The organism is Pseudomonas sp. LAMO17WK12:I10, from assembly GCF_900215185.1.
Classification (GTDB): domain Bacteria; phylum Pseudomonadota; class Gammaproteobacteria; order Pseudomonadales; family Pseudomonadaceae; genus Aquipseudomonas; species Aquipseudomonas chlororaphis.
The window spans coordinates 146,222-169,604 of sequence record NZ_OBDX01000005.1 but is presented as its reverse complement, the minus strand read 5'-3'; the positions used below and the strand labels follow the sequence as shown (position 1 = coordinate 169,604).

19 protein-coding genes and 1 pseudogene are annotated in these 23,383 nt (G+C 62.6%); 10 read left to right on the top strand and 10 right to left on the bottom strand.

Translation table 11 applies throughout. From position 1 onward, the window contains the following. Positions 1 to 6 precede the first annotated feature (6 nt). From CRO75_RS08425 to CRO75_RS08390, 8 genes are all read left to right on the top strand, one after another. Entirely contained in the window at positions 7 to 603 is a 597-nt protein-coding gene (locus tag CRO75_RS08425) for a Fe-Mn family superoxide dismutase (protein WP_007929765.1), read from the top strand. Positions 604 to 908: 305 nt separating this feature from the next. Next, positions 909 to 2,960 carry a GGDEF domain-containing phosphodiesterase gene (locus CRO75_RS08420; protein ID WP_007929764.1) on the top strand — a complete coding sequence of 684 codons (2,052 nt, stop codon included), beginning with the start codon at positions 909 to 911 and terminating at the stop codon, positions 2,958 to 2,960. A 163-nt stretch (positions 2,961 to 3,123) separates the two neighbouring features. Next, positions 3,124 to 4,467, top strand: a complete 1,344-nt coding sequence (locus CRO75_RS08415; protein WP_097135010.1) for an imelysin family protein — start codon at positions 3,124 to 3,126, stop codon at positions 4,465 to 4,467. A 312-nt stretch (positions 4,468 to 4,779) separates the two neighbouring features. Continuing rightward, positions 4,780 to 6,207, top strand: a complete 1,428-nt coding sequence (locus CRO75_RS08410) for a di-heme oxidoredictase family protein (RefSeq protein WP_097134970.1) — start codon at positions 4,780 to 4,782, stop codon at positions 6,205 to 6,207. Positions 6,208 to 6,237: 30 nt separating this feature from the next. Further along, positions 6,238 to 7,302, top strand: coding sequence for an imelysin family protein (locus tag CRO75_RS08405; RefSeq protein WP_062824796.1), 1,065 nt, complete (start codon positions 6,238 to 6,240; stop codon positions 7,300 to 7,302). 2 nt (positions 7,303 to 7,304) lie between these two features. Then, positions 7,305 to 8,402: a DUF1513 domain-containing protein gene (locus CRO75_RS08400; RefSeq protein WP_097134969.1), complete on the top strand. Its 1,098-nt coding sequence runs from the start codon at positions 7,305 to 7,307 to the stop codon at positions 8,400 to 8,402. A 135-nt stretch (positions 8,403 to 8,537) separates the two neighbouring features. Continuing rightward, positions 8,538 to 9,689 carry an efflux RND transporter periplasmic adaptor subunit gene (locus tag CRO75_RS08395; RefSeq protein WP_097134968.1) on the top strand — a complete coding sequence of 384 codons (1,152 nt, stop codon included), beginning with the start codon at positions 8,538 to 8,540 and terminating at the stop codon, positions 9,687 to 9,689. A gap of 13 nt (positions 9,690 to 9,702) precedes the next feature. Further along, a complete protein-coding gene (locus tag CRO75_RS08390; protein WP_097134967.1) occupies positions 9,703 to 12,726 on the top strand; it encodes a multidrug efflux RND transporter permease subunit in 3,024 nt (1,007 codons plus the stop codon). 61 nt (positions 12,727 to 12,787) lie between these two features. On the opposite strand, the gene CRO75_RS08385 is transcribed toward CRO75_RS08390, so the two are convergent. The 5 genes from CRO75_RS08385 to colR form a co-directional block, all read right to left on the bottom strand. Continuing rightward, a complete protein-coding gene (locus CRO75_RS08385; RefSeq protein WP_087090164.1) occupies positions 12,788 to 13,024 on the bottom strand; it encodes a hypothetical protein in 237 nt (78 codons plus the stop codon). 2 nt (positions 13,025 to 13,026) lie between these two features. After that, complete coding sequence (locus CRO75_RS08380; RefSeq protein WP_097134966.1) at positions 13,027 to 13,740, bottom strand: lipopolysaccharide kinase InaA family protein; 714 nt, start codon at positions 13,738 to 13,740, stop codon at positions 13,027 to 13,029. Between the two features lie 4 nt (positions 13,741 to 13,744). Continuing rightward, complete coding sequence (locus tag CRO75_RS08375) at positions 13,745 to 14,425, bottom strand: class I SAM-dependent methyltransferase (RefSeq protein ID WP_007932714.1); 681 nt, start codon at positions 14,423 to 14,425, stop codon at positions 13,745 to 13,747. 189 nt (positions 14,426 to 14,614) lie between these two features. Further along, positions 14,615 to 15,895, bottom strand: a complete 1,281-nt coding sequence (locus tag CRO75_RS08370; RefSeq protein ID WP_097134965.1) for a HAMP domain-containing sensor histidine kinase — start codon at positions 15,893 to 15,895, stop codon at positions 14,615 to 14,617. After that, complete coding sequence (gene colR, locus CRO75_RS08365) at positions 15,885 to 16,568, bottom strand: two-component system response regulator ColR (protein WP_009050537.1); 684 nt, start codon at positions 16,566 to 16,568, stop codon at positions 15,885 to 15,887. Before colR ends, CRO75_RS08370 begins: the two co-directional genes overlap by 11 nt. A gap of 218 nt (positions 16,569 to 16,786) precedes the next feature. Between colR and CRO75_RS08360 the strand changes: the two genes are divergently transcribed. Further along, complete coding sequence (locus CRO75_RS08360; protein WP_097134964.1) at positions 16,787 to 17,530, top strand: phosphatase PAP2 family protein; 744 nt, start codon at positions 16,787 to 16,789, stop codon at positions 17,528 to 17,530. A gap of 153 nt (positions 17,531 to 17,683) precedes the next feature. On the opposite strand, the gene groL is transcribed toward CRO75_RS08360, so the two are convergent. The 4 genes from groL to CRO75_RS08340 all read right to left on the bottom strand — a co-directional run bounded on the left by groL (position 17,684) and on the right by CRO75_RS08340 (position 21,198). Continuing rightward, positions 17,684 to 19,327, bottom strand: a complete 1,644-nt coding sequence (groL, locus tag CRO75_RS08355) for a chaperonin GroEL (RefSeq protein WP_007932705.1) — start codon at positions 19,325 to 19,327, stop codon at positions 17,684 to 17,686. Positions 19,328 to 19,376: 49 nt separating this feature from the next. Next, a complete protein-coding gene (locus CRO75_RS08350; protein WP_007932704.1) occupies positions 19,377 to 19,670 on the bottom strand; it encodes a co-chaperone GroES in 294 nt (97 codons plus the stop codon). Between the two features lie 253 nt (positions 19,671 to 19,923). After that, on the bottom strand, positions 19,924 to 20,400 hold the full coding sequence (locus CRO75_RS08345) for an FxsA family protein (protein ID WP_009045354.1): 477 nt from the start codon (positions 20,398 to 20,400) through the stop codon (positions 19,924 to 19,926). A gap of 66 nt (positions 20,401 to 20,466) precedes the next feature. Further along, positions 20,467 to 21,198 (bottom strand): HugZ family protein, encoded by a 732-nt coding sequence (locus CRO75_RS08340; protein WP_097134963.1) that lies wholly within the window; start codon positions 21,196 to 21,198, stop codon positions 20,467 to 20,469. Between the two features lie 164 nt (positions 21,199 to 21,362). Between CRO75_RS08340 and CRO75_RS08335 the strand changes: the two are divergent. Then, positions 21,363 to 22,106: pseudogene (locus tag CRO75_RS08335) on the top strand (SDR family oxidoreductase); the annotation flags it as partial. Positions 22,107 to 22,192: 86 nt separating this feature from the next. Here the strand turns inward: CRO75_RS08335 and apbC are convergent. After that, positions 22,193 to 23,287 (bottom strand): iron-sulfur cluster carrier protein ApbC, encoded by a 1,095-nt coding sequence (apbC, locus tag CRO75_RS08330; protein ID WP_009045357.1) that lies wholly within the window; start codon positions 23,285 to 23,287, stop codon positions 22,193 to 22,195. Between the last annotated feature and the right edge of the window lie 96 nt (positions 23,288 to 23,383).

Genomic DNA, 23,383 nt, shown 5'->3' with positions numbered 1-23,383 from the left:
ATCATCATGGCTTTCGAATTGCCGCCGCTGCCTTACGCACACGATGCCCTGCAGCCGCACATTTCCAAGGAAACCCTGGAATACCACCACGACAAGCACCACAACACCTATGTCGTGAACCTGAACAACCTGGTGCCAGGCACCGAGTTCGAAGGCAAGACCCTGGAAGAGATCGTCAAGTCTTCCTCGGGCGGTATCTTCAACAACGCCGCTCAGGTCTGGAACCACACTTTCTACTGGAACTGCCTGGCACCAAACGCCGGCGGTCAACCAACCGGCGCTCTGGCTGAAGCCATCAACGCCGCTTTCGGTTCGTTCGACAAGTTCAAAGAAGAATTCACCAAGACTTCCGTCGGCACCTTCGGTTCCGGTTGGGGCTGGCTGGTGAAAAAGGCTGACGGTTCCCTGGCCCTGGCCAGCACCATCGGCGCCGGCAACCCGCTGACCAGCGGCGACACCCCGCTGCTGACTTGCGACGTCTGGGAACACGCTTACTACATCGACTATCGCAACCTGCGTCCTAAATACGTCGAAGCGTTCTGGAACCTGGTCAACTGGAAATTCGTGGCCGAGCAGTTCGAAGGCAAGACCTTCGTCGCCTAAGCCCGTTTGCAGTCAAAAAACCCGGCATTGCCGGGTTTTTTCGTTTTACCGGCAAGGGGCCCGGCTTGCCGCGCCAGCCCGGCGGACTAACCTCTCTATTCAGGTAAAAAATCTCCGCCGTCCCTCAAGTTGCAAGGCTTGGCTACCGACATATAACCGATAAGCGCGGACATGCTGGCTCCCGGCATTCCAACCAAGCCTCCAGGTGAAATATCCTGGGCCTGATTGTCCCTTTGACTGCCATCACGGGATTGCCAATACTCATGGCAACTTGACGCTACCCGCACGGAACAAGGAATAACCCTTTGAAGCTGGAACTCAAAAACAGCTTGTCGGTGAAGTTGCTCCGGGTTGTGCTGCTGTCGGCACTGATAGTGGGCGTAGTGCTGAGCTGCGCACAAATCGTCTTCGATGCTTATAAGACTCGGCAGGCGGTCGCTAATGATGCCCAGCGCATTCTCGACATGTTTCGCGACCCCTCCACCCAGGCCGTCTACAGCCTGGACCGCGAAATGGGCATGCAAGTCATCGAAGGCCTGTTCCAGGACGATGCTGTGCGCATGGCCTCTATTGGCCATCCCAACGAAACCATGCTCGCGGAAAAAACCCGTGAGTTGCAGAACTCCCCCAGCCGCTGGCTGACCGATCTGATCCTCGGCAAGGAGCGCACCTTCACCACCCAACTGGTGGGTCGCGGGCCCTACAGCGAATACTACGGCGACCTGAGCATCACCCTCGACACGGCCACCTACGGCCAGGGGTTTATCGTCAGCTCGGTGATCATTTTCATTTCCGGCGTACTGCGCGCCCTGGCCATGGGCCTGGTGCTGTATCTGGTTTACCACTGGCTGCTGACCAAGCCGCTGTCGCGCATCATCGAGCACCTGACCACTATCAATCCGGACCGCCCCAGCGAACATCAGATCCCGTTGCTCAAGGGCCACGAGCGAAACGAGCTGGGGATCTGGATCAATACCGCCAACCAGCTGCTGGCATCGATCGAACGCAACACGCACCTGCGCCATGAAGCGGAAAACAGCCTGCTGCGCATGGCCCAGTACGACTTCCTCACCGGCCTGCCCAACCGCCAGCAGTTGCAGCAGCAACTGGACAAGATCCTGATCGACGCCGGCCGCCTGCAACGCCGGGTCGCGGTGCTCTGTGTCGGCCTCGACGACTTCAAGGGCATCAACGAACAGTTCAGCTACCAGACCGGCGACCAGTTGCTGCTGGCCCTGGCCGATCGCCTGCGAGCCCACAGTGGCCGCCTGGGCGCCCTCGCCCGCCTTGGCGGCGACCAGTTCGCCCTGGTCCAGGCCGATATCGAACAACCCTACGAAGCCGCCGAACTGGCGCAGAGCATTCTCGACGACCTGGAAGCACCGTTCGCCCTCGACCACCAGGAAATCCGCCTGCGCGCCACCATCGGCATCACCCTGTTCCCGGAAGACGGCGACAGCACCGAGAAGCTGCTGCAGAAAGCCGAGCAGACCATGACCCTGGCCAAGAGCCGGTCGCGCAACCGTTATCAGTTCTATATCGCCAGCGTCGACAGCGAGATGCGCCGGCGCCGCGAACTGGAAAAAGACCTGCGCGAAGCCCTGAGCCGCGAGCAGTTCCACCTGGTCTACCAGCCGCAGATCAGCTACCGCGATCATCGGGTGGTCGGGGTCGAGGCGCTGCTGCGCTGGCAGCACCCGGAACACGGCTTCGTCCCGCCGGACCTGTTCATTCCACTGGCCGAGCAGAACGGCACCATCATCGCCATCGGCGAATGGGTGCTGGACCAGGCCTGCCGCCAACTGCGCGAATGGCATGACCTGGGCTTCAGCGACCTGCGCATGGCGGTCAACCTGTCCACCGTGCAACTGCACCACGCCGAGCTGCCGCGGGTGGTCAACAACCTGCTGCAGATCTATCGCCTGCCGCCGCGCAGCCTGGAGCTGGAAGTCACCGAAACCGGCCTGATGGAAGACATCAGCACCGCCGCCCAGCACCTGTTGAGCCTGCGCCGCTCGGGGGCGCTGATCGCCATCGACGACTTCGGTACCGGCTACTCGTCCCTGAGCTACCTCAAGAGCCTGCCGCTGGACAAGATCAAGATCGACAAGAGCTTCGTCCAGGACCTGCTGGATGACGACGACGATGCGACCATCGTGCGGGCGATCATCCAGCTGGGCAAAAGCCTGGGCATGCAGGTGATCGCCGAGGGCGTGGAAACCGCCGAACAAGAGGCCTACATCATCTCCGAAGGCTGCCACGAAGGTCAGGGCTATCACTACAGCAAACCCCTGCCGGCACGGGAGCTGAGCGCCTACCTGAAACAGGCCCAGCGCAGTAACGCGGCCATCCTCTGAAGACCCGATTGCGCGCATAAGCCTGATCCAGCGCAATCGCGTTCTGAATAGGAAATATTTACAACCGCAACCCTTTACACATAATGCAAATCTTTCGCATTATGTCGCAGTTTTGCGCGTCCCCCGCGCCACTCCACCCCTCTCTCGAAGCAGGATGTTCGCCATGATTCGTATGCCTCTGGCTACCGCCAGTCTGTTGGCCATCGCTATTTCCCTCGCCGGTTGCGGCGAAGGCAAAGACCAGGCTGCCGCGCCGCAAGCCGCTACCCCAGCCGCCAGCACCGCAGCCCCGGCCACCGCGCCTGCGGCCGGCAAGGTCGATGAAGCGGCGGCCAAGGCGGTCGTCGCGCATTACGCCGACATGGTCTTCGCCGTGTACAGCGATGCCGAATCCACCGCGAAGACCCTGCAGACCGCGATCGACGCCTTCCTCGCCAAGCCCAACGCCGACACCCTGAAAGCCGCCAAGGCTGCCTGGGTCGCGGCTCGCGTGCCTTACCTGCAGAGCGAAGTGTTCCGCTTCGGCAACACCATCGTCGACGACTGGGAAGGCCAGGTGAACTCCTGGCCGCTGGACGAAGGCCTGATCGACTACGTCGACAAGTCCTACGAGCACGCGCTGGGTAACCCGGGCGCCACCGCCAACATCATCGCCAACACTGAAGTCCAGGTCGGCGAAGACAAGGTCGACGTGAAAGACATCACCCCGGAAAAACTCGCCAGCCTCAACGAGCTGGGCGGTTCCGAGGCCAACGTCGCCACCGGCTACCACGCCATCGAATTCCTGCTCTGGGGCCAGGACCTGAACGGCACCGGCCCTGGCGCCGGCAACCGTCCGGCTTCCGACTACCTGGAAGGCGCCGGCGCCACCGGCGGCCACAACTACCGTCGCCGTGCCTACCTGAAAGCCGTGACCCAACTGCTGGTCAACGACCTGGAAGAAATGGTCGGCAACTGGAAGCCGAACGTGGCCGACAACTACCGCGCCACCCTGGAAGCCGAACCGGCTGAAAGCGGCCTGCGCAAAATGCTGTTCGGCATGGGCAGCCTGTCCCTGGGCGAACTGGCGGGCGAGCGCATGAAGGTGTCCCTGGAAGCCAACTCCCCTGAAGACGAACAGGACTGCTTCAGCGACAACACCCACAACTCGCACTTCTACGATGCCAAGGGCATCCGCAACGTGTACCTGGGCGAATATACCCGCGTCGACGGCACCAAGCTGACCGGCGCCAGCCTGTCGTCGCTGGTGGCGAAAATCGACCCGGCCGCCGACACCGCACTGAAGGCCGACCTGGCCGCCACCGAAGCCAAGATCCAGGTCATGGTCGATCACGCCAACAAGGGTGAGCACTACGACCAGCTGATCGCCGCCGGCAACGACGCGGGCAACCAGATCGTGCGTGACGCCATCGCCGCGCTGGTCAAGCAGACCGGTTCGATCGAACAGGCCGCGGGCAAGCTGGGCATCAGCGACCTGAACCCGGACAACGCCGATCACGAGTTCTGATCAGCGTTGCGGGAATGAAAAGGCGACCTTCGGGTCGCCTTTTTTGTGCCTGCCTATGACACGCCCCTGTAGCCGCTGCCGCAGGCTGCGATAAGGCCGCAGGCCTTCAGCGCTCTTTAAACCCTGCGCCCCCTGCGGTGGCGATCGCAGCCTGCGGCAGCGGCTACAGGACCAGACCAGAGCCGGGGGACAGGGACAGGCAGGCTTCGCTTGCGTTGTCCCACGTCAAGCGGAACGATAATTCCTCTTATTCAAACTCCCCTGCCCTGTTAGACTTTGCGCCCTTGTTTTGCTCGTCCCGCAGGATATCCGATGCCCCCGTCGCTGCTTCGCTGGTCTGCGCTGTTCATGGCCTTGAGCCTGAGTGCCTGCGATGACGCCCCGCGTTTTACCCAGGCCGAGCCGGGCGAAGCGCGTTCCGGCGGTGAAGCGACCGTGCGCAAGAGCGACCAGAACGCCTTTTCCATGCCGTCGGCCAACCTGTCGCCGACCCGGCGCCTGGACTTCAGCGTCGGCAACAGTTTCTTCCGCAGCCCCTGGGTGATCGCTCCCTCGACCACCACCGCCCGCGATGGCCTGGGCCCGCTGTTCAACACCAACGGCTGCCAGAACTGCCATATCAAGGACGGCCGCGGCCACCCGCCGACGCCCGACTCGGATAACGCCGTGTCGATGCTGGTGCGCCTGTCGATCCCCAATGAGCCGGCCTACGCCAAGGTCATCGAGCAGCTGGGCATAGTGCCCGAGCCGGTGTACGGCGGGCAGTTCCAGGACATGGCGGTGCCTGGCGTCGCCCCGGAAGGCAAGGTGCGGGTCGAGTACGAACCGCTGACCGTGCGCTTCAAGGACGGCAGCGAAGTCGAACTGCGCAAGCCGAAGCTGCAGATCACCCAGCTCGGTTATGGCCCGATGCATCCCGACACCCGCTTCTCGGCCCGCGTGGCGCCGCCGATGATCGGCCTGGGCCTGCTCGAAGCCATCCCCGAGGCGGCGATCCTGGCCAATGCCCAAGCACAAGCCAAGGCTGGCAATGGCATTGCCGGACGGCCGAACCGGGTCTGGGACGATGCCCAGCAAAAGACCGTACTCGGGCGTTTTGGCTGGAAAGCCGGACAACCCAACCTCAATCAACAAAATGTTCACGCGTTCTCTGGTGATATGGGCCTGACCACCAGCCTGAGACCCTTCGATGACTGCACCGACGCCCAGACCGCCTGCAAGCAAGCCCCCAACGGCAACGGGCCGGATGGCGAACCGGAAGTCAGCGACAACATCCTGCACCTGGTGCTGTTCTACAGCCGCAACCTCGGGGTGCCGGCGCGTCGCGAGGTTGATTCGCCACAGGTGCTGGCCGGCAAGAACCTGTTCTACCAGGCCGGCTGCCAGTCCTGTCATACCCCCCGGTTCACCACCGCCGCCGACGCCGCGGAACCCGAGCTGGCCAATCAAGTGATCCGCCCCTACAGCGACCTGCTGCTGCATGACATGGGCGAAGGCCTGGCCGACCACCGCAGCGAATTCCAGGCCGGCGGCCGCGACTGGCGCACGCCGCCGTTGTGGGGGATCGGCCTGACGGAAACGGTCAGCGGCCACACCCAGTTCCTGCATGACGGTCGCGCCCGCAACCTGCTCGAAGCCGTGCTCTGGCACGGCGGCGAGGCCCAGGCGGCGCAGCGACAGGTTTTATCCTTCAATGCCGAACAGCGCGCTGCGTTGCTGGCATTCCTGAATTCTCTTTAACGCCTTCTTACAAGAAACGGGAGCCCGAACATGTTCCGTCCCAAGCTGTTGTTCACCAGCCTTGCCGCGCTCGCCCTGGGCGCTTGCTCGCCGCAGGACCCACAAGCCGTAACCTCGGCGGCCATCGCCAAACAGGTGATCCTGCCGACCTACAGCCGCTGGGTCGAAGCCGACCGCCAGCTGGCGATCAGCGCCCTGGCCTTCTGTGAAGGCAAGCAAAGCCTGGACACCGCCCGCGCCGACTTCCTGCACGCGCAGAAAGCCTGGGCCGAACTGCAACCCTTGCTGATCGGTCCGCTGGCCGAGGGCAACCGCTCCTGGCAAGTGCAGTTCTGGCCGGACAAGAAGAACCTGGTCGGCCGTCAGGTCGAACAGCTGGTCAGCGCCACGCCGCAGATCGACGCCGCCGCCCTGGCCAAGTCCAGCGTCGTGGTGCAAGGCCTCTCGGCCTACGAATACATCCTGTTCGACAGCAAGATCGACATGGCCAACAGCGAGCAGAAAGCCCGCTACTGCCCGCTGCTGAGCGCCATTGGCGAACGCCAGAAGCAGCTCGCCGAAGAGATCCTGTCGCGCTGGAACACCAGCGACGGCATGCTCGCGCAGATGAGCAAGTTCCCCAACCAGCGCTACGCCGACTCCCATGAGGCCATCGCCGACCTGCTGCGGGTCCAGGTCACCGCGCTGGACACCCTGAAGAAGAAGCTCGGCACGCCGATGGGCCGTCAGAGCAAGGGCATTCCACAGCCGTTCCAGGCCGACGCCTGGCGCAGCCAGTCGTCCATGCAGAGCCTGGAAGCCAGCCTCGCCGCGGCCCAGACCGTCTGGGCCGGAGTCGACAACAAGGGCCTGCGCGGCCTGTTGCCGGCCGAGCAGAAGCCGCTGGCCGACAAAATCGATGCCGCCTACGCCGCCTCGCTGAAGCTGTTCGCCAGCACCCAGCGTTCGCTGACCGAGCTGCTGGCCGACGACGCCGGCCGCCAGCAACTGAACGATATCTACGACAGCCTCAACGTCGTCCACCGCCTGCACGAAGGCGAGCTGGCCAAGGCGCTGGGCATCCAACTGGGCTTCAACGCCAACGACGGTGACTGATCATGCTGCGACGTCAGGCTTTGGCACTCGGCAGCCTGCTGCTGAGCGCCGTCACGCTGGGTGGCTGGACGCTGTTCAAGCACAAGGACCAAGGCCCGCTGCTGCTCTCGGCGCGCGATGACGGCGACGGCAAGCACTACGCCGTCGGCTATCGCCTGGACGGCACGCAAGTGTTCGCCACCCGGGTTGGCCAACGCTGCCATGACATCGTCAACCACCCGACGCTGCCGATCGCCCTGTTCGTCGCCCGTCGCCCGGGCACCGAAAGCTACCTGATCGACCTGCGCGACGGCACCCTCCTGCAAACCCTGGCCTCGCAGCCGAACCGGCACTTCTATGGCCACGCGGTGATCCACAAGAGCGGCGACTGGCTGTACGCCACCGAGAACGACACAAGCGATCCGGGTCGTGGCCTGCTCGGGGTATACCGGTTCGAGGGCGAACGCCTGGTGCACAGCGGCGAGATCCCGACCCACGGCATCGGCCCGCACCAGGTGTCATGGATGCCGGACGGCGAAACCCTGGTGGTGGCCAACGGCGGGATTCGCACCGAGGCGGAAAGCCGCGTCGAGATGAACCTCGACGCCATGGAACCGAGCCTGGTGCTGATGCAGCGCGACGGCAACCTGCTGAGCAAGGAAACCCTGGCCCAGCAGATGAACAGCGTGCGCCACATGGGTATCGCCGGCGACGGCACCATCGTCACCGGCCAGCAGTTCATGGGCGATGCCCATGAGTCGTCGCAACTGCTGGCGATCAAGCGCCCGGGGCAGCCGTTCCAGGCCTTCCCGGTGGCCGAGCACCAGTTGCAGGCGATGGCGCATTACACCGCCAGCGTCGCGGTGCATAGCGAACTGCGCCTGGTGGCCCTCACCGCCCCGCGCGGCAACCGCTTTTTCATCTGGGACCTGGACAGCGCCGAAGTGCGCCTGGATGCCCCCTTGCCGGACTGTGCCGGGGTCGGTGCGGTGGCGGATGGTTTTGTCGTGACCTCGGGCCAGGGGCGTTGCCGCTTCTATGACTGTCGCCAGAAACAACTGGTGGCAAAACCCCTGGATTTGCCGGCAGGGCTCTGGGACAACCATTTGCACCTGGTCTAGTTTTCGCCGCCGCGCAGGATTGGAAAACAGGACTCTGGATGACCGGATTGTCATCTGGAAGCCCCCGGAAAGTCGGAGTAATGTCTTCGGCAATCAGCTTGGTTTTCCCAGCTTCGTTTTCCAAGGAACCGGAATATGCTGCGTCGCCGCATGTTTATCATGTTGGGTGTCGTCCTGCTGATCGTGCTGTTGCTGGCAGGCTACAAGGCCTTCTCCATCTATCAGCAGGTCAAGCTCTTCTCGGTGCCCAAGCCGCCGATCAGCGTGGCCGTGGCCACGGCTCGCGAACAACCGTGGCAAACCCGCCTGCCCACGGTCGGCACCCTCAAGGCCCTGCAGGGGGTCAACCTCAGCCTGGAAGTGGCCGGCACCGTCAAGGAGCTGCAGTTCGAATCCGGACAAAAGGTCAGCGCCGGGCAGCCCTTGCTGCAACTCGACAGCGACGTGGAAAGCGCCCTGCTGGAAACCGCCCAGGCCGACCTGGGCCTGTCCCGGCTGGACTTCGGCCGCGGCAGCCAACTGGTGGGCAGCCAGGCGATTTCCCGCGGCGAATACGATCGCTTGTCGGCACTGCTGCAAAAGAACAAGGCCACGGTCAATCAGCTCAAGGCTTCGCTGGCGAAAAAACGCCTGCTCGCGCCCTTCAGCGGCACCATCGGCATTCGTCATGTGGATGTCGGCGACTACCTCGCCAGCGGCACGGTGATCGCCACCCTGCAAGACCTCAGCAGCCTGTACGTGGACTTCTTCGTCCCGGAACAGGCCGTGCCGAAAATCGCCCTGGGCCAATCGGTCAGCGTGATGGTCGCCGCCTACCCGGCGGAACAGTTCACCGCCACCATCAGCGCCATCAACCCCAAGGTCGAAGACACCACGCGCAACGTGCAGGTGCGTGCCACCCTGGCCAACCCCGACGGCAAGCTGCTGCCGGGCATGTTCACCAACCTGCAGGTGCTGCTGCCCGATCCGCAGCCCCGGGTGGTGGTACCGGAAAGCGCCATCACCTACACCCTGTACGGTAACTCGCTGTACGTGGTGGCCGAGAAAAAGGCCGCCGACGGCAGCCCGGAGAAAGACGACAAGGGCCAGCCGGTGCTGATCGCCGAGCGGCGCTTCATCGAAACCGGCGAACGGCGCAACGGCCTGGTGCTGATCAACAAGGGCGTGAGCAGCGGCGAACAGGTGGTGAGCGCCGGGCAGATCAAGCTGGACCATGGCGCGCACATCGCCATCACCCCGGACAAGATGCTGCCCCCCGAACAGAGCGGCCAGCCACGCGCGAACTGATCAAGGAATCCTCATGGCTTTTACAGATCCGTTCATCCGTCGTCCGGTCCTGGCCACCGTGGTCAGCCTGCTGATCGTGTTGCTGGGCTTCCAGGCCTGGAGCAAACTGCCGCTGCGCCAGTATCCGCAAATGGAAAACGCCCTGATCACGGTAACCACCGCCTACCCCGGGGCCAACGCCGAGACCATCCAGGGCTATATCACCCAACCCATGCAGCAGAGCCTGGCCAGTGCCGAGGGCATCGACTACATGACCTCGGTCAGTCGCCAGAACTTCTCGGTGATCTCGATCTACGCCCGTATCGGCGCCAACAGCGACCGCCTGTTCACCGAGCTGCTGGCCAAGGCCAACGAGGTGAAGAACAAACTGCCCCAGGACGCCGAGGACCCGGTGCTGAGCAAGGAAGCCGCCGACGCCTCGGCGCTGATGTACATCAGCTTCTTCAGCCAGGAGCTGAGCAACCCGCAGATCACCGACTACCTGTCGCGGGTGATCCAGCCGAAGCTGGCGACCCTGCCGGGCATGGCCGAGGCCGAGATCCTCGGCAACCAAGTATTCGCCATGCGCCTGTGGCTGGACCCGGTCAAGCTCGCCGGGTACGGCCTGAGCGCCAGCGACGTGACCAGCGCGGTGCGCCGCTACAACTTCCTGTCCGCGGCCGGTGAGATCAAGGGCGAGTACGTGGTCACCAGCATCAACGCCAGCACCGAACTGAAATCCGCCGAAGCCTTCGCCGCCATTCCCCTGCGGACCGAGGGCGACAGCCGGGTGCTGCTCAGCGACGTGGCACGGGTCGAGATGGGCGCGGAGAACTACAACGCCATCAGCTCCTTTGGCGGCATTCCTTCGGTCTATATCGGCATCAAGGCGACCCCCAATGCCAACCCGCTGGACGTGATCAAGGAAGTGCGCAAGATCATGCCGGAGCTGGAGGCCCAGCTGCCGCCCAACCTCAAGTCGGAAATCGCCTACGACGCCACGCTGTTCATCCAGGCCTCGATCAACGAGGTGGTGAAGACCCTGTTCGAAGCCGTGCTGATCGTGATCGTGGTGGTGTTCCTGTTCCTCGGCGCGCTGCGTTCGGTGGTGATCCCGGTGGTCACCATTCCGCTGTCGATGATCGGCGTGATGTTCTTCATGCAGTTGATGGGCTACTCGATCAACCTGCTGACCCTGCTGGCGATGGTGCTGGCCATCGGCCTGGTGGTGGACGACGCGATCGTGGTGGTGGAAAACATCCACCGCCATATCGAGGAAGGCAAGACGCCGCTGGACGCGGCCCTCGAAGGCGCCCGGGAAATCGCCATGCCGGTGGTGTCGATGACCATCACCCTGGCGGCGGTCTACGCCCCCATCGGCTTTCTGCAGGGGCTCACCGGGGCGCTGTTCAAGGAGTTCGCCCTGACCCTGGCCGGCGCGGTGGTGATTTCCGGCATCGTCGCCCTGACCCTGTCGCCGATGATGTGCGCCCTGCTGCTGCGCCACGATGAAAACCCCAGCGGCCTGGCCCACCGCCTCGACCTGATTTTCGAAAGCCTCAAGCGTCGCTACCAGAGCCTGCTGCATGGCACCCTCAACACCCGGCCGGTGGTCCTGGTGTTCGCCCTGATCGTGCTGTGCTTGATCCCGGCCCTGCTCAAGTTCACCAAGTCGGAACTGGCCCCGGACGAGGACCAGGGCATCATTTTCATGATGGCCACCGCGCCCCAGCCGGCCAACCTGGATTACCTCAACGCCTACACCGACGAATTCCTGGAGATCTTCAAGACGTTCCCCGAGTACTACTCCTCCTTCCAGATCAACGGCTTCAACGGCGTGCAATCGGGGATCGGCGGCTTCCTGCTCAAGCCCTGGAACGAGCGCAAGCGCACGCAGATGCAGATCCTGCCCGAAGTCCAGGCCCGGCTCACGGGCATTGCCGGGCTGCAGGTCTTCGGTTTCAACCTGCCGTCCCTGCCGGGCACCGGAGAAGGGCTGCCGTTCGCCTTCATCATCAATAGCCCCAACAATTACGAGTCGCTGCTGGAACTGTCCGACCGGGTGAAGAAACGCGCCATGGAATCGGGCAAGTTCGCCTTTGTCGATATCGACCTGGCCTTCGACAAGCCGGAAGTGGTGGTCGACATCGACCGTGCCAAGGCGGCGCAGATGGGGGTGTCGATGCTGGACCTGGGCGGGACCCTGGCCACCTTGCTCGGCGAGGCGGAAATCAACCGCTTCACCATCGAGGGACGCAGCTACAAGGTCATCGCCCAGGTCGAACGGCCTTATCGCGACAACCCCGAATGGCTGAACAACTACTACGTGAAAAACGCCAAGGGCGAGGCGCTGCCGCTGTCGACCCTGATCAGCGTCCACGATCGGGCCCGCCCGCGACAGCTCAACCAGTTCCAGCAACTCAACGCCGCGACCATTTCCGGGTTCCCGGTCGTGAGCATGGGTGAAGCGATCGATACCGTGCGCCAGATCGCCGAGGAAGAAGCCCCGCCGGGCTACGCCTTCGACTATGCCGGGGCCTCACGACAGTTCGTCCAGGAAGGCAGCGCGCTGTGGGTGACCTTTGGCCTGGCGCTGGCGATCATTTTCCTGGTGCTGGCGGCGCAGTTCGAGAGTTTCCGCGATCCGGTGGTGATCCTGGTGACGGTGCCGCTGTCGATCTGCGGGGCCTTGATCCCACTGTTTCTCGGCTGGTCGAGCATGAACATCTATACCCAGGTCGGGCTGGTGACCCTGATCGGCCTGATCAGCAAGCACGGGATCCTGATCGTCGAGTTCGCCAACCAGCTGCGCAAGGATCAGGGACTGACGCCGCGCGAGGCCGTGGAAGCCGCCGCGGCCATTCGCCTGCGGCCGGTATTGATGACCACCGCGGCGATGGTCTTCGGCATGGTGCCGCTGATCCTGGCCACGGGCGCCGGCGCGGTCAGCCGGTTCGACATCGGCACGGTGATCGCCACGGGGATGTCGATCGGCACCCTGTTCACCCTGTTCGTGCTGCCCTGCATCTACACCCTGCTGGCCAGGCCGGACAAGTGAAGGACACGGGCAATAAAAAAGGCCTAGCGATGCGAGGCCTTTTTATCGGGCTTGATGGTCTTCAACTCTGTGGCCTCATTCCCTGGGTCAGGCCGAACATGAACAACAAAAGATCCTGATCGGGTCTGGCCGCCGTGCTTGTCTTGGGCACTTTGGCGACCCGTGGCAGAGGACAGTGCGCCCCCGCCTGGGTACTACTGAGAACTTCCATGCGTGGCTGCTCCCATGCAGCCACCGCCAAGGATGCAACTGCCAAGGCTCCTACTAAAAACAAACCTCGTGCAATTTCGAGCTTCATCACTATAAGCCTTTGATAGCGCTGCCAAACGCCGTTCTATAAAAATAGTAGAGTTTGTCCCAGTCCGTGGTGCTCCACGACGAGTGGCGCCGCAATTGTTTGATGTCATGGGCCGCAGCCCGTTTAGCGGTCAGGCGTTGGCGGCATTTCTCGAAATCCAGCAGCGCGATATCCACCTTCGCCGCTTCGCCCTCACCCATGACCCGCACGAACACATGCTTGCTATACAGGCAGCCATGCTGCCAGCGGCCCCGGTGCATGCGCGCCAGCGTGACCGCCAGTTCCTTGAGCACCCGCTCGTGCAAGGCCTCGCCGTGGCGCTCGCGCTCGCCAGCGGCGTACCAGTGGTCGATTTCCACGAAGCCGTCCAGCGCCTCGGTCACCAGCAAGGCACGCCACTGGCCCAGGGAATCACGCTGCGCACCGCAGAACACCAGGTGCGGCACCGCCACGTTGAGCTGGCTCAGGCCCTTGAGCGCATCCTGTTCACGCAGCACCGTGGGGCGGCCGAAGGGGTGCAACCAACTGCGATAGATATGGCCGATCTGGCGCTTGGCATACAGCACACGCCCATCAGTACCCGAAAGACGTTGAACGCCACTTTCCCCGCCGCGACGCTGATTGGGCTCTTCGACCCACTCCCCCTGTTGACTCCAGAAGTAGTCGAAACGGTCTGCAGCAGCGACTTCCATTTCCGGTGCACATTCAACGGCCATCCTGTTACCTCTTGCGTAATACGTAGACTCGCCACATGGCGTAGAGCGGAAAAAAGTCCAGATGATCCTGAACGCGAAACCCGGCCTGCTTGAATTCTTCTTCAACCGTGGCAGCCGGTAACACAAAACGGTTCTGGTAACCTTCCTGCCCGGATTCCTCCTTGCGCCGGACTTCCATGCGCTTGCGTTTCCAGGCCTTGAAATTGCCATCGACCCACAGTGAAACGATCACGCTGTCCCGGGTAACCCGCTGAAACTCCCGGAGCAGAGCCAGGCGATGGGACGACTCGCCAATGTGGTGCAGCAGCCGCATGCAGAAAATGCTGTCGACGGCGTTATCCGGCAAGTCGATGTCAAAGGCAGACGTCTGCAAGGGTTGTACCCGTTTCACCACGTCGGCCGGTTGCGCCACCGTGGCGATCTTCAACATCGCCGCGGAATTGTCCGCCCCGATGATCACGCGGTTGGGTTTCTCCGCCAGCAACGGCCAGAAACGCCCGGCACCACAAGGCAGGTCAAGCACCAGCCCCGGCTCTCCGGCCATGGCCAGCGCCGCACGCGCCAACTGCTCGTCACGCTTGTGGGACAGACGGCGAGCGACGCCATCCTGATGCTTGAGCAGATACTCCTGAGCATGCTGTTCGTCGTACTTCTCGGAAAATTCCAGCTTGATCGGGGGCGCCATCACACAGTCTCCTGAATCTGATGGCCCCACCTTAGGCAGCGGCTTGTCAGCGTCAGGTCATGTCTTTGTGAAAACTTCGTCCGGTCCAGAGCGGAAATATTTCAGAGTTTTACAGGCTCCCATAAGTGGCCTGGGGCCATCAACCGCGGAAATTCCCGTGACGACCCGCGCACCAGTCATGGAGACCCATCATGCCGTGCGGTGGTTCAACTCGACATGAAACCGGCAGCCGTTGGGCTCCATGGTGCTGAGGCTGACGCTCCAGCCCTGGTCCTCGCAGATCCGCTGCACCAGCGACAGGCCCAGGCCCAGGCCCTCGCCGCGCTTCTCGTTGCCGCGCACGAAAGGCTCGAACATCGCCTCGCGTTTCTCTTCGGGAATGCCCACCCCGCTGTCCTCGACCACAAAGCCGCTCGGCTCAAGGCTCAAGCGAATGAAGCCATGCTCGGTGTAATGCAAGGCATTGCGCAGCAGGTTGCCCATCACGGCGTGCAGGAAGGTGGCGTTATAGCGGGTGTCCAACGGCTGGCCAGCGTCGAAGATCAGCTCCAGGCCCTTTTGCCTGATCGGGTCGCCCCACAACCCCATCAGGTCCTCGGCCACCTGACTCAGGGTCGCCTGGGGCGACATGCCACCGTCTTCGCGCTGGGCGCGTGCCAGCATCAGGAAGGTCTGGACCAGCTCGCGCATTTCGCCGCATGCCCGGGCGATGCGCTCGACCTGCGCCCGACCGCGCTGATCGATCGCCGGGTTTTCCAGCAACAGCTCGCAGGAACTGGCCAGCACCATCAGCGGCGTGCGCAGTTCGTGGCTGACATCGCTGGTGAACAGGCGCTCGCGGTTCAGGGCCTGGCGCAGGCGCCCCAGGGTGGCGTCGAAGGCCACCGCCAGCTCCCCCACTTCGTCGGCCGCGTAGTCCGGTGCCAATGGCGGCGCCAGCCCCAGCAGCTGGTCGCGATGGCGCACTTGCCGCGCCAGCCTTACCACCGGCGCCATGACCCGACGCGCCAGCACCCAGCCGAGGAACACCGCCAAGGCCAGGCTCAGCACAAAGCCCACCAGCACCACCGCGAAGAGCACCCGTTCGCGCTCTTCGAAATCGCTCTGGTCCTGCAGCAGCACATAGCGTCGACCGTCGACCACTTCGACCATGGCGTGATACGACAGCTGCTCGCGAAAGACTTCATGAAAGCCCGGATCCAGATGCCGCAGATCCTTGGGCAGGTCGAAGTCGCCGCGCCCGCCGCTGAAGTAAAACAGCTGGTCCGGCTCGGGACGGTGGCTCCAGTCGGAAACGTTGTCCATCAACAGCAGACGCTGAAGGTCGCCCCCCAGGCCCGCGGAAATCAGCTTCTCTTCCACCAGGTGCACCGTCGCCACGATACCCAGGGCGAAGGCTCCAGCGACCAGCGCGCTCATCAGCGCAAAGGCGATGATGATCCGCTGGGAAAGGCTTTGCTTAAACTCCATCACGACCCTCGGCCAGGCGGTAACCGACACCGTGCACGGTATGCAGCAACGGTTTGCCGAATGGCTTGTCGATCACCTGGCGCAACTGGTGGACATGGCTGCGCAGGCTGTCGCTGTCCGGGCAGTCGTCGCCCCACAGCGCCTCTTCGAGAATTTCCCGGCGCAGCACATGGGGGCTCTTCTGCATCAGCACCGCCAGCAACTTGAGCCCCACCGGGTTGAGCTTGAGCAGGCGTCCTTCGCGGGTGACCTCCAGGGTGTCGAGGTCATAACTCAGGTCGCCGACCTGCAGGGCCCGGCGCCCGCCGCCCTGGGTACGGCGCATGACCGCCTCGACGCGCGCGGCCAGCTCGGACAAGGCGAAGGGCTTGACCAGGTAATCGTCGGCCCCGGACTTGAAGCCCTGCAGGCGATCATCCAGTTGATCGCGTGCGGTGAGCATGATCACCGGTGTATCGCGGCGGGCATCTTCGCGCAGGCGCTTGCACAGGGTGTAACCGTCGATACCCGGCAGCATGATGTCGAGCACGATCAGGTCGTAATGTTCGGTGGCGGCCAGATGCAGGCCCGACAGACCGTCCTGGGCGCAGTCCACGGTGTAGCCTTTAAGCCCCAGGTAGTCGGCCAGGTTGGCCAGAATATCGCGGTTGTCTTCAACCAGTAGAATTCGCATGGGCACTCTCTCCGCACACAGTTACGGCCGTCTTGGCTCGCGCAGCTTAAGGCCAAGCGTGGCTGACGGCTAGGGTTGTTCAAGCCCCCGTGGCGAATGCCGCCGCAGGGTTCCAGGGCCTTGACGAGTTTTTCACCCAGGGTTCACACGCCGACGACAGCAACAGGTTCAAACTCCGCGGGAACCCGCGATCACATGCTCCCTTCAAAGGATTTTCCATGGCTTCGACCCTCGCCCGCCCCACCTCCAGGGCACTGAACTGGTGGATCTGCCTGGGCATACCCGCCCTTGCCGCCGTCATCCTCCTACTGCTCGAACTGACCACCCTGGACATGGACCTGGCCCGGTACTTTTATGACCCCGCCGCTGGCGGTTTCATCGGCGGCCACAGTTATTTCCTGGAAAATATCCTGCATGACCGGGCCAAGCAGCTGGTCATCGTCTTTTCGGTGCTGGCCATTGTCGGCTTCATCAGTGCCTTCTTCGTCCAGCGTCTCAAGCCGTTCAAGCGCGAGCTGGGTTGCCTGGTGCTGTCCCTGGGCCTGGCCACCGCCTTTGTCACCCCGGTCAAGGCGGTCACCGCCGTGCAATGCCCGTGGAGCCTGAAAGAGTTCGGCGGCAAGGAAACCTACAGCGAACTGCTCAGCCCCCGGCCAGCGACCGACAAGCCTGGTCGCTGCTGGCCAGGCGGCCATGCCGCCACCGGTTTCACCCTGTTCGCGCTGTTTTTTGTCCTGCGTGACCGGCGCCCGCGCCTGGCGCGCAAGGCGCTGGTGTTCGCCTTTGCCCTCGGCACGGTGTTCTCGGTCGGGCGCATGCTGCAGGGCGCGCACTTCTTCTCCCACAACGTCTGGACCGCGATCTTCTGCTGGCTGATCTGCCTGGGGGCGTACTACTTCATTCTTTATCGACCGGCAGCCAAGGCCGAGCCGGTGATGGAGACGGAAGCGGTGAAGGCCTGAGGTCTTTTCGCGAGCAAGCTCGCTCCTACAAAACCATGCACACCTGTAGGAGCGCGCTTGCTCGCGGCGATGGCCCAGGCAAAAACTCCCGTCCATAAAAAAGCCCCGCCGGCTTTCGCCGGCGGGGCTTTTTCGTACAGGGGTAAGGCTGGCTTACATCATGCCGCCCATGCCACCCATGCCGCCCATGTCTGGCATGCCGCCAGCCGCAGGCTTGTCTTCAACGATTTCAGCAACAGCCGCTTCGGTGGTCAGGATCAGACCGCCGATGGAGGATGCCGCTTGCAGCGCCGAACGGGTCACCTTGGTTGGGTCCAGGATGCCCATTTCGATCATGTCGCCGTATTCGCTGGTAGCAGCGTTGTAACCGTAGTTACCTTCACCCTGCTTGACCTTGTCGACCACTACGCTTGGCTCATCACCGGAGTTGGCAACGATCTGGCGCAGAGGTGCTTCGACAGCGCGACGCAGAACAGCGATACCCACGTCCTGGTCGGCGTTGTCGCCTTTCAGGCCGCTGATCGATTGCAGGGCACGGATCAGGGCTACGCCACCGCCAGGTACCACGCCTTCTTCAACGGCTGCACGGGTAGCGTGCAGGGCGTCTTCAACGCGGGCTTTCTTCTCTTTCATTTCAACTTCGGAACCGGCGCCAACCTTGATCACCGCAACGCCGCCGGACAGCTTGGCCAGACGCTCTTGCAGTTTTTCACGGTCGTAGTCGGACGAAGTGTCGGCCACTTGTTGACGGATCTGGGTCACACGAGCCTGGATGTCCGCTTCAACGCCAGCACCGTCGATGATGGTGGTGTTTTCTTTGGACAGGATCACGCGCTTGGCGTTACCCAGGTGCTCCAGGGTGGTGCTTTCCAGGCTCAGGCCGATCTCTTCGGAGATGACGGTACCGCCGGTCAGGACGGCGATGTCCTGCAGCATGGCCTTGCGACGGTCGCCGAAGCCTGGTGCCTTGACGGCAGCGACTTTGACGATGCCACGCATGTTGTTCACAACCAGAGTCGCCAGGGCTTCGCCTTCAACGTCTTCAGCCACGATCAGCAGTGGGCGGCCGGCTTTGGCAACGGCTTCCAGCACTGGCAGCATTTCGCGGATGTTGGAGATCTTCTTGTCCACCAACAGGATCAGCGGGCCGTCCAGCTCGGCGACCATGGTGTCCGGCTTGTTGATGAAGTAAGGGGACAGGTAGCCACGGTCGAACTGCATGCCTTCAACGACAGACAGTTCGTTTTCCAGGCCCGAGCCTTCTTCAACGGTGATCACGCCTTCTTTACCGACTTTTTCCATGGCTTCGGCAATGATGTCGCCGATGGAGTTGTCGGAGTTGGCGGAGATGGTGCCGACCTGAGCGATGGCCTTGGAATCGGCGCATGGCTTGGACAGACCTTTGAGCTCTTTGACGATGGCGATGGTCGCCTTGTCGATGCCGCGTTTCAGGTCCATCGGGTTCATGCCGGCAGCGACGGCTTTCAGGCCTTCGTTGACGATCGACTGAGCCAGTACGGTAGCGGTGGTGGTACCGTCGCCGGCGTCATCGTTGGCACGGGAAGCAACGTCTTTTACCAGCTGCGCGCCCATGTTTTCGAAGCGATCTTTCAGCTCGATTTCTTTGGCGACGGAAACGCCGTCCTTGGTGATGGTCGGAGCGCCGAAGCTCTTCTCGATGATCACGTTACGGCCTTTCGGGCCCAGGGTCGCTTTTACCGCGTCAGCCAGGACGTTAACGCCGGTGAGCATTTTCTTGCGGGCGGAGTCGCCGAATTTAACTTCTTTAGCAGCCATGATCGATATTCCTTAAATACTTTGTAGTAACGGGAAAATGAGCGGGTAATCAGCCTTCGATAACGGCGAGAATTTCGTTCTCAGCCATTACCAGCAGGTCTTCGCCGTCTACCTTCACAGTGTTGCTGCCGGAGTAAGGGCCGAACACAACCTTGTCACCCACTTTCACGGCCAGCGCACGTACTTCACCGTTTTCCAGAGCGCGGCCTGGACCTACAGCAAGAACTTCACCGGTGTTGGCTTTTTCAGCAGCCGAACCTGGCAGAACGATACCGCCAGCGGTTTTCTTCTCTTCTTCGCTGCGACGGATGACGACGCGGTCATGCAGAGGACGAAGCTTCATTGTCGATCTCTCCTAATTATGGTTTTCAGCGGCCGGTGTCGTTACCGGCGGGTTAACAAATCCGGCGTGGCCGGTTGCGGCTCGACGAGCGAGACGCGGAAGTCTGTCTGGTGTCGCCACCAGAAACCTTGCGGTGACCGATACATGTGGGCGCATATGCTTATTACAAGGGCTGCCCAGTGAATTTTTTTAGATTTTCAGTCGGGCAAAACGAACACGGCACCCGAAGGTGCCGTGTCGATCATTGAGAGACTCAGGAATCGCGGTGCTCGAACTCGCCTTCGATCACATTCGGCTCACGCCCCAGAGGGCGCTGCGGCGCGGGACCGCCACGGGCAGCCTGCATGTCGTCGGCGAAGGCACGCTGACGAATGGCCTGTTCTTCGGCGCGCTGGCGCATCTTGTTGGCCAGCAGGCGACGAGTGATCGGCAACAGCATGAACAGGCCGAAGATGTCGCTGATGAAGCCAGGCAGGATCAACAGGCCGCCCGCCAGGGCCAGCATCAGGCCTTCGAGCATGGTCTGGGCCGGCAATTCGCCGCGGTTCAGGCTTTCACGGGCACGCAATGCCGTGGCCAGCCCCGCGACGCGCAGGACCAGCACACCCAGCATCGAACCCAGGATGATCAGCAGCAGCGCCGGGAAAAACCCGATCGCACCGCTGACTTTGACGAAGACGAACAGCTCTAGCACCGGGAACAGCAGAAAGAGCAACAGAAAAGGGCGCATCAAATGGTTTCCTCTACGGAAGAATGCCTTCCAGTAGACCCTAAATGACGTCGGCAATTCGTGAATTCAAGCCTCGGCCCCGGCATTTTTCGGCCATTGCTCGGCGTGAGCCAGAAAAACCAAGGCCTCGCGTACTTGTGTCGGCGTATTACAGGGGCTTGGGAACGGCAGCCAGTACACCCCCTGGCCGATCCGCAGGTGCATGCCTTCGGTATCGATGCCAGCCAGTTGCGCCGCGGCAGTTTTCGGCAGGCCAGCCAGGTCCACGTAATGGGCGATCGCCTTGGCGTGATCACTGTTCATGTGCTCGACCATGCTCAGCTCGGCCTTGCCGGCGAACGGATTGGCCAGCGTCACCTGGTCGATCCAGTGGATCGCGCCAAAGCCGCCGATGTAGCGATGACGCACCGGCTTGAGCCGCCAGAAATCGAAATCGTGGGCCTTGTGGTAGTTCTGCGACTCCGGGAAATACCGGTAGTAGCGTTCGGCGGCCGCCTCGATCGCCGCGGCGTCTTCGAGCTTTTCGGCTTCGGCCAGATAGGTCAGGCGCCCCACTGCCTGGACGTCCTCGGCTTCGCGTTCGCCCACCAGCAGCGAACACTTGGGATCCTTCTGCAGGTTATGGGTGTGTTGGGCAATGCGGCTGATCAGGATCAGCGGCAGCCCCTGCTCGTCCAGGCAATAAGGAACCACCGAGCCGAAGGGAAAACCCGGCATGGCCTTGGAGTGCGTCGACAGCACGCCACGGTATTCCTTGAGCAGTAATTCTCGTGCATGCTTCGCAGCTTCAACGCTCAATTTATGACTCCTTATATAGAATCCGTCTAAAACGGACGGGCGCCTGGAGCAAAGTTCCAGCGACGCCATCGGGGGCAATTCTCAATCTGCAGCCAGGCCATGCCCGACGCACAAGAGAGGCGCCTTGAAGGACACCACTCCAGTTCTGCTTTCGGAGCATGCGAATGCAACTCAATGACAAAGTAATCATTATCACCGGCAGTTGCCAGGGTCTGGGCCGCTCCATGGCGGAGTATTTCGCCAGCAAAGGCGCCAGGCTCGCGCTGGTCGACCTGAACCAGGAGAAACTCGACCAGGCCGTTGCCGCCTGCCAGGCGGCGGGAGTCGAAGCCCGCGCCTACCTGTGCAACGTTGCCCATGAAGAGCAGGTGGAACACATGGTCGCCCAGGTCGCCGCGGACTTCGGCGCCATTCACGGCCTGATCAACAACGCCGGCATCCTGCGCGACGGCCTGCTGCTCAAGGTCAAGGACGGCGAGATGAGCAAGATGAGCCTGGCCCAGTGGCAGTCGGTGATCGACGTCAACCTGACCGGCGTGTTCCTCTGCACCCGCGAAGTCGCGGCGAAGATGGTCGAGCTGAAAACCAGTGGCGCGATCATCAACATCTCGTCGATTTCCCGTGCCGGCAATATCGGCCAGACCAACTACTCCGCGGCCAAGGCCGGGGTCGCCGCGGCGACCGTGACCTGGGCCAAGGAACTGGCGCGCTACGGCATCCGCGTGGCCGGCATCGCACCGGGCTTCATCGAAACCGAAATGACCCAGGGCATGAAACCCGAGGCCCTGGAAAGAATGACCTCCGGCATCCCGCTCAAGCGCATGGGCAAGCCGGAAGAAATCGCTCATTCGGCGGCCTACATCTTCGAGAACGACTATTACACCGGCCGGATTCTCGAGCTGGACGGGCGGCCTGCGGATCTGAAACCCACCCATGAAATGCTCATAAAAAAGCCCGGTGCAGTGCACCGGGCTTTTTTGTTGGCCCAACCGGCTCAGTCGTCGCTGACGGTGATGTTCGGCATCGCCGGTGCCGCGGCTTCCTGCAACACGATGCGCGCGCCGACATGGCGGGCCAGTTCCTGATAGACCATGGCGATCTGGCTTTCCGGCTCGGCGATCACGGTCGGCTTGCCACCGTCGGCCTGCTCGCGAATCAGCATCGACAGCGGCAGCGAGGCCAGCAGCTCGACACCGTACTGGGTCGCCAGCTTCTCGCCACCGCCCTCGCCGAACAGATGCTCGGCATGGCCGCAATTGGAGCAGATATGCACGGCCATGTTTTCCACCACGCCCAGCACCGGGATGTTGACCTTGCGGAACATCTCCACGCCCTTGCGCGCATCCAGCAACGCCAGGTCCTGCGGGGTGGTGACGATGACCGCGCCGGCCACCGGGACCTTCTGCGCCAGGGTCAGCTGGATATCGCCGGTGCCCGGCGGCATGTCGATCACCAGGTAGTCCAGGTCGCCCCAGGCGGTCTGGGTCACCAGTTGCAGCAGGGCGCCGGAGACCATCGGCCCGCGCCAGACCATCGGCGTGTTGTCGTCGGTCAGGAAGGCCATGGACATGACCTCGACGCCGTGGGACTTGATCGGCACGAACCATTTCTGATCCTTGACCTGCGGCCGGGTGCCCTCGGCGATGCCGAACATGATGCCCTGGCTCGGGCCATAGATGTCGGCATCGAGAATCCCCACCTTGGCGCCTTCGCGGGCCAGGGCCAGGGCCAGGTTGGCCGCGGTGGTGGACTTGCCCACCCCGCCCTTGCCGGATGCCACCGCCACCACGTTCTTGACGTTGGCCAGGCCCGGAATCTGCGCCTGGGCCTTGTGCGCGGCAATCACGCTGGTGACATTGACGCGAGCGATAACCACGCCGTCCATGTTTTCGATGGCCAGCTTCAGCAACTGGGCCCAGCCACTCTTGAACAGACCGGCGGCATAACCGATCTCCAGTTCGACACGCACCTCGTCGCCCTGGATGTCGATGGAACGGACACAACCGGCGCTGACCGGGTCCTGGTTCAGGTAGGGGTCGGTGTATTGGCGAAGAACGGCTTCCACCGCTGCGCGATTGACGGCGCTCATGGGCAACTCCGATAACAAGACGGGAAAATCAGGCGGCTATCCTACCTGTTCCGTGGCGTGGGCGGGATGCCAAAGCATCATATAGCACGCCCGCCG

Bases quoted from the DNA above. Each gene is read 5' to 3' on its own strand.
- CRO75_RS08400 (WP_097134969.1), top strand. From the start codon at position 7,305: ATGCTGCGACGTCAGGCTTTGGCACTCGGCAGCCTGCTGCTGAGCGCC.
- CRO75_RS08375 (WP_007932714.1), bottom strand. From the start codon at position 14,425: ATGGCGCCCCCGATCAAGCTGGAATTTTCCGAGAAGTACGACGAACAG.
- CRO75_RS08395 (WP_097134968.1), top strand. From the start codon at position 8,538: ATGCTGCGTCGCCGCATGTTTATCATGTTGGGTGTCGTCCTGCTGATC.
- CRO75_RS08405 (WP_062824796.1), top strand. From the start codon at position 6,238: ATGTTCCGTCCCAAGCTGTTGTTCACCAGCCTTGCCGCGCTCGCCCTG.
- CRO75_RS08410 (WP_097134970.1), top strand. From the start codon at position 4,780: ATGCCCCCGTCGCTGCTTCGCTGGTCTGCGCTGTTCATGGCCTTGAGC.
- CRO75_RS08390 (WP_097134967.1), top strand. From the start codon at position 9,703: ATGGCTTTTACAGATCCGTTCATCCGTCGTCCGGTCCTGGCCACCGTG.
- CRO75_RS08360 (WP_097134964.1), top strand. From the start codon at position 16,787: ATGGCTTCGACCCTCGCCCGCCCCACCTCCAGGGCACTGAACTGGTGG.
- apbC (WP_009045357.1), bottom strand. From the start codon at position 23,287: ATGAGCGCCGTCAATCGCGCAGCGGTGGAAGCCGTTCTTCGCCAATAC.
- CRO75_RS08350 (WP_007932704.1), bottom strand. From the start codon at position 19,670: ATGAAGCTTCGTCCTCTGCATGACCGCGTCGTCATCCGTCGCAGCGAA.
- CRO75_RS08380 (WP_097134966.1), bottom strand. From the start codon at position 13,740: ATGGCCGTTGAATGTGCACCGGAAATGGAAGTCGCTGCTGCAGACCGT.
- CRO75_RS08385 (WP_087090164.1), bottom strand. From the start codon at position 13,024: ATGAAGCTCGAAATTGCACGAGGTTTGTTTTTAGTAGGAGCCTTGGCA.
- CRO75_RS08345 (WP_009045354.1), bottom strand. From the start codon at position 20,400: ATGCGCCCTTTTCTGTTGCTCTTTCTGCTGTTCCCGGTGCTAGAGCTG.
- colR (WP_009050537.1), bottom strand. From the start codon at position 16,568: ATGCGAATTCTACTGGTTGAAGACAACCGCGATATTCTGGCCAACCTG.
- groL (WP_007932705.1), bottom strand. From the start codon at position 19,327: ATGGCTGCTAAAGAAGTTAAATTCGGCGACTCCGCCCGCAAGAAAATG.
- CRO75_RS08415 (WP_097135010.1), top strand. From the start codon at position 3,124: ATGATTCGTATGCCTCTGGCTACCGCCAGTCTGTTGGCCATCGCTATT.
- CRO75_RS08425 (WP_007929765.1), top strand. From the start codon at position 7: ATGGCTTTCGAATTGCCGCCGCTGCCTTACGCACACGATGCCCTGCAG.
- CRO75_RS08370 (WP_097134965.1), bottom strand. From the start codon at position 15,895: ATGGAGTTTAAGCAAAGCCTTTCCCAGCGGATCATCATCGCCTTTGCG.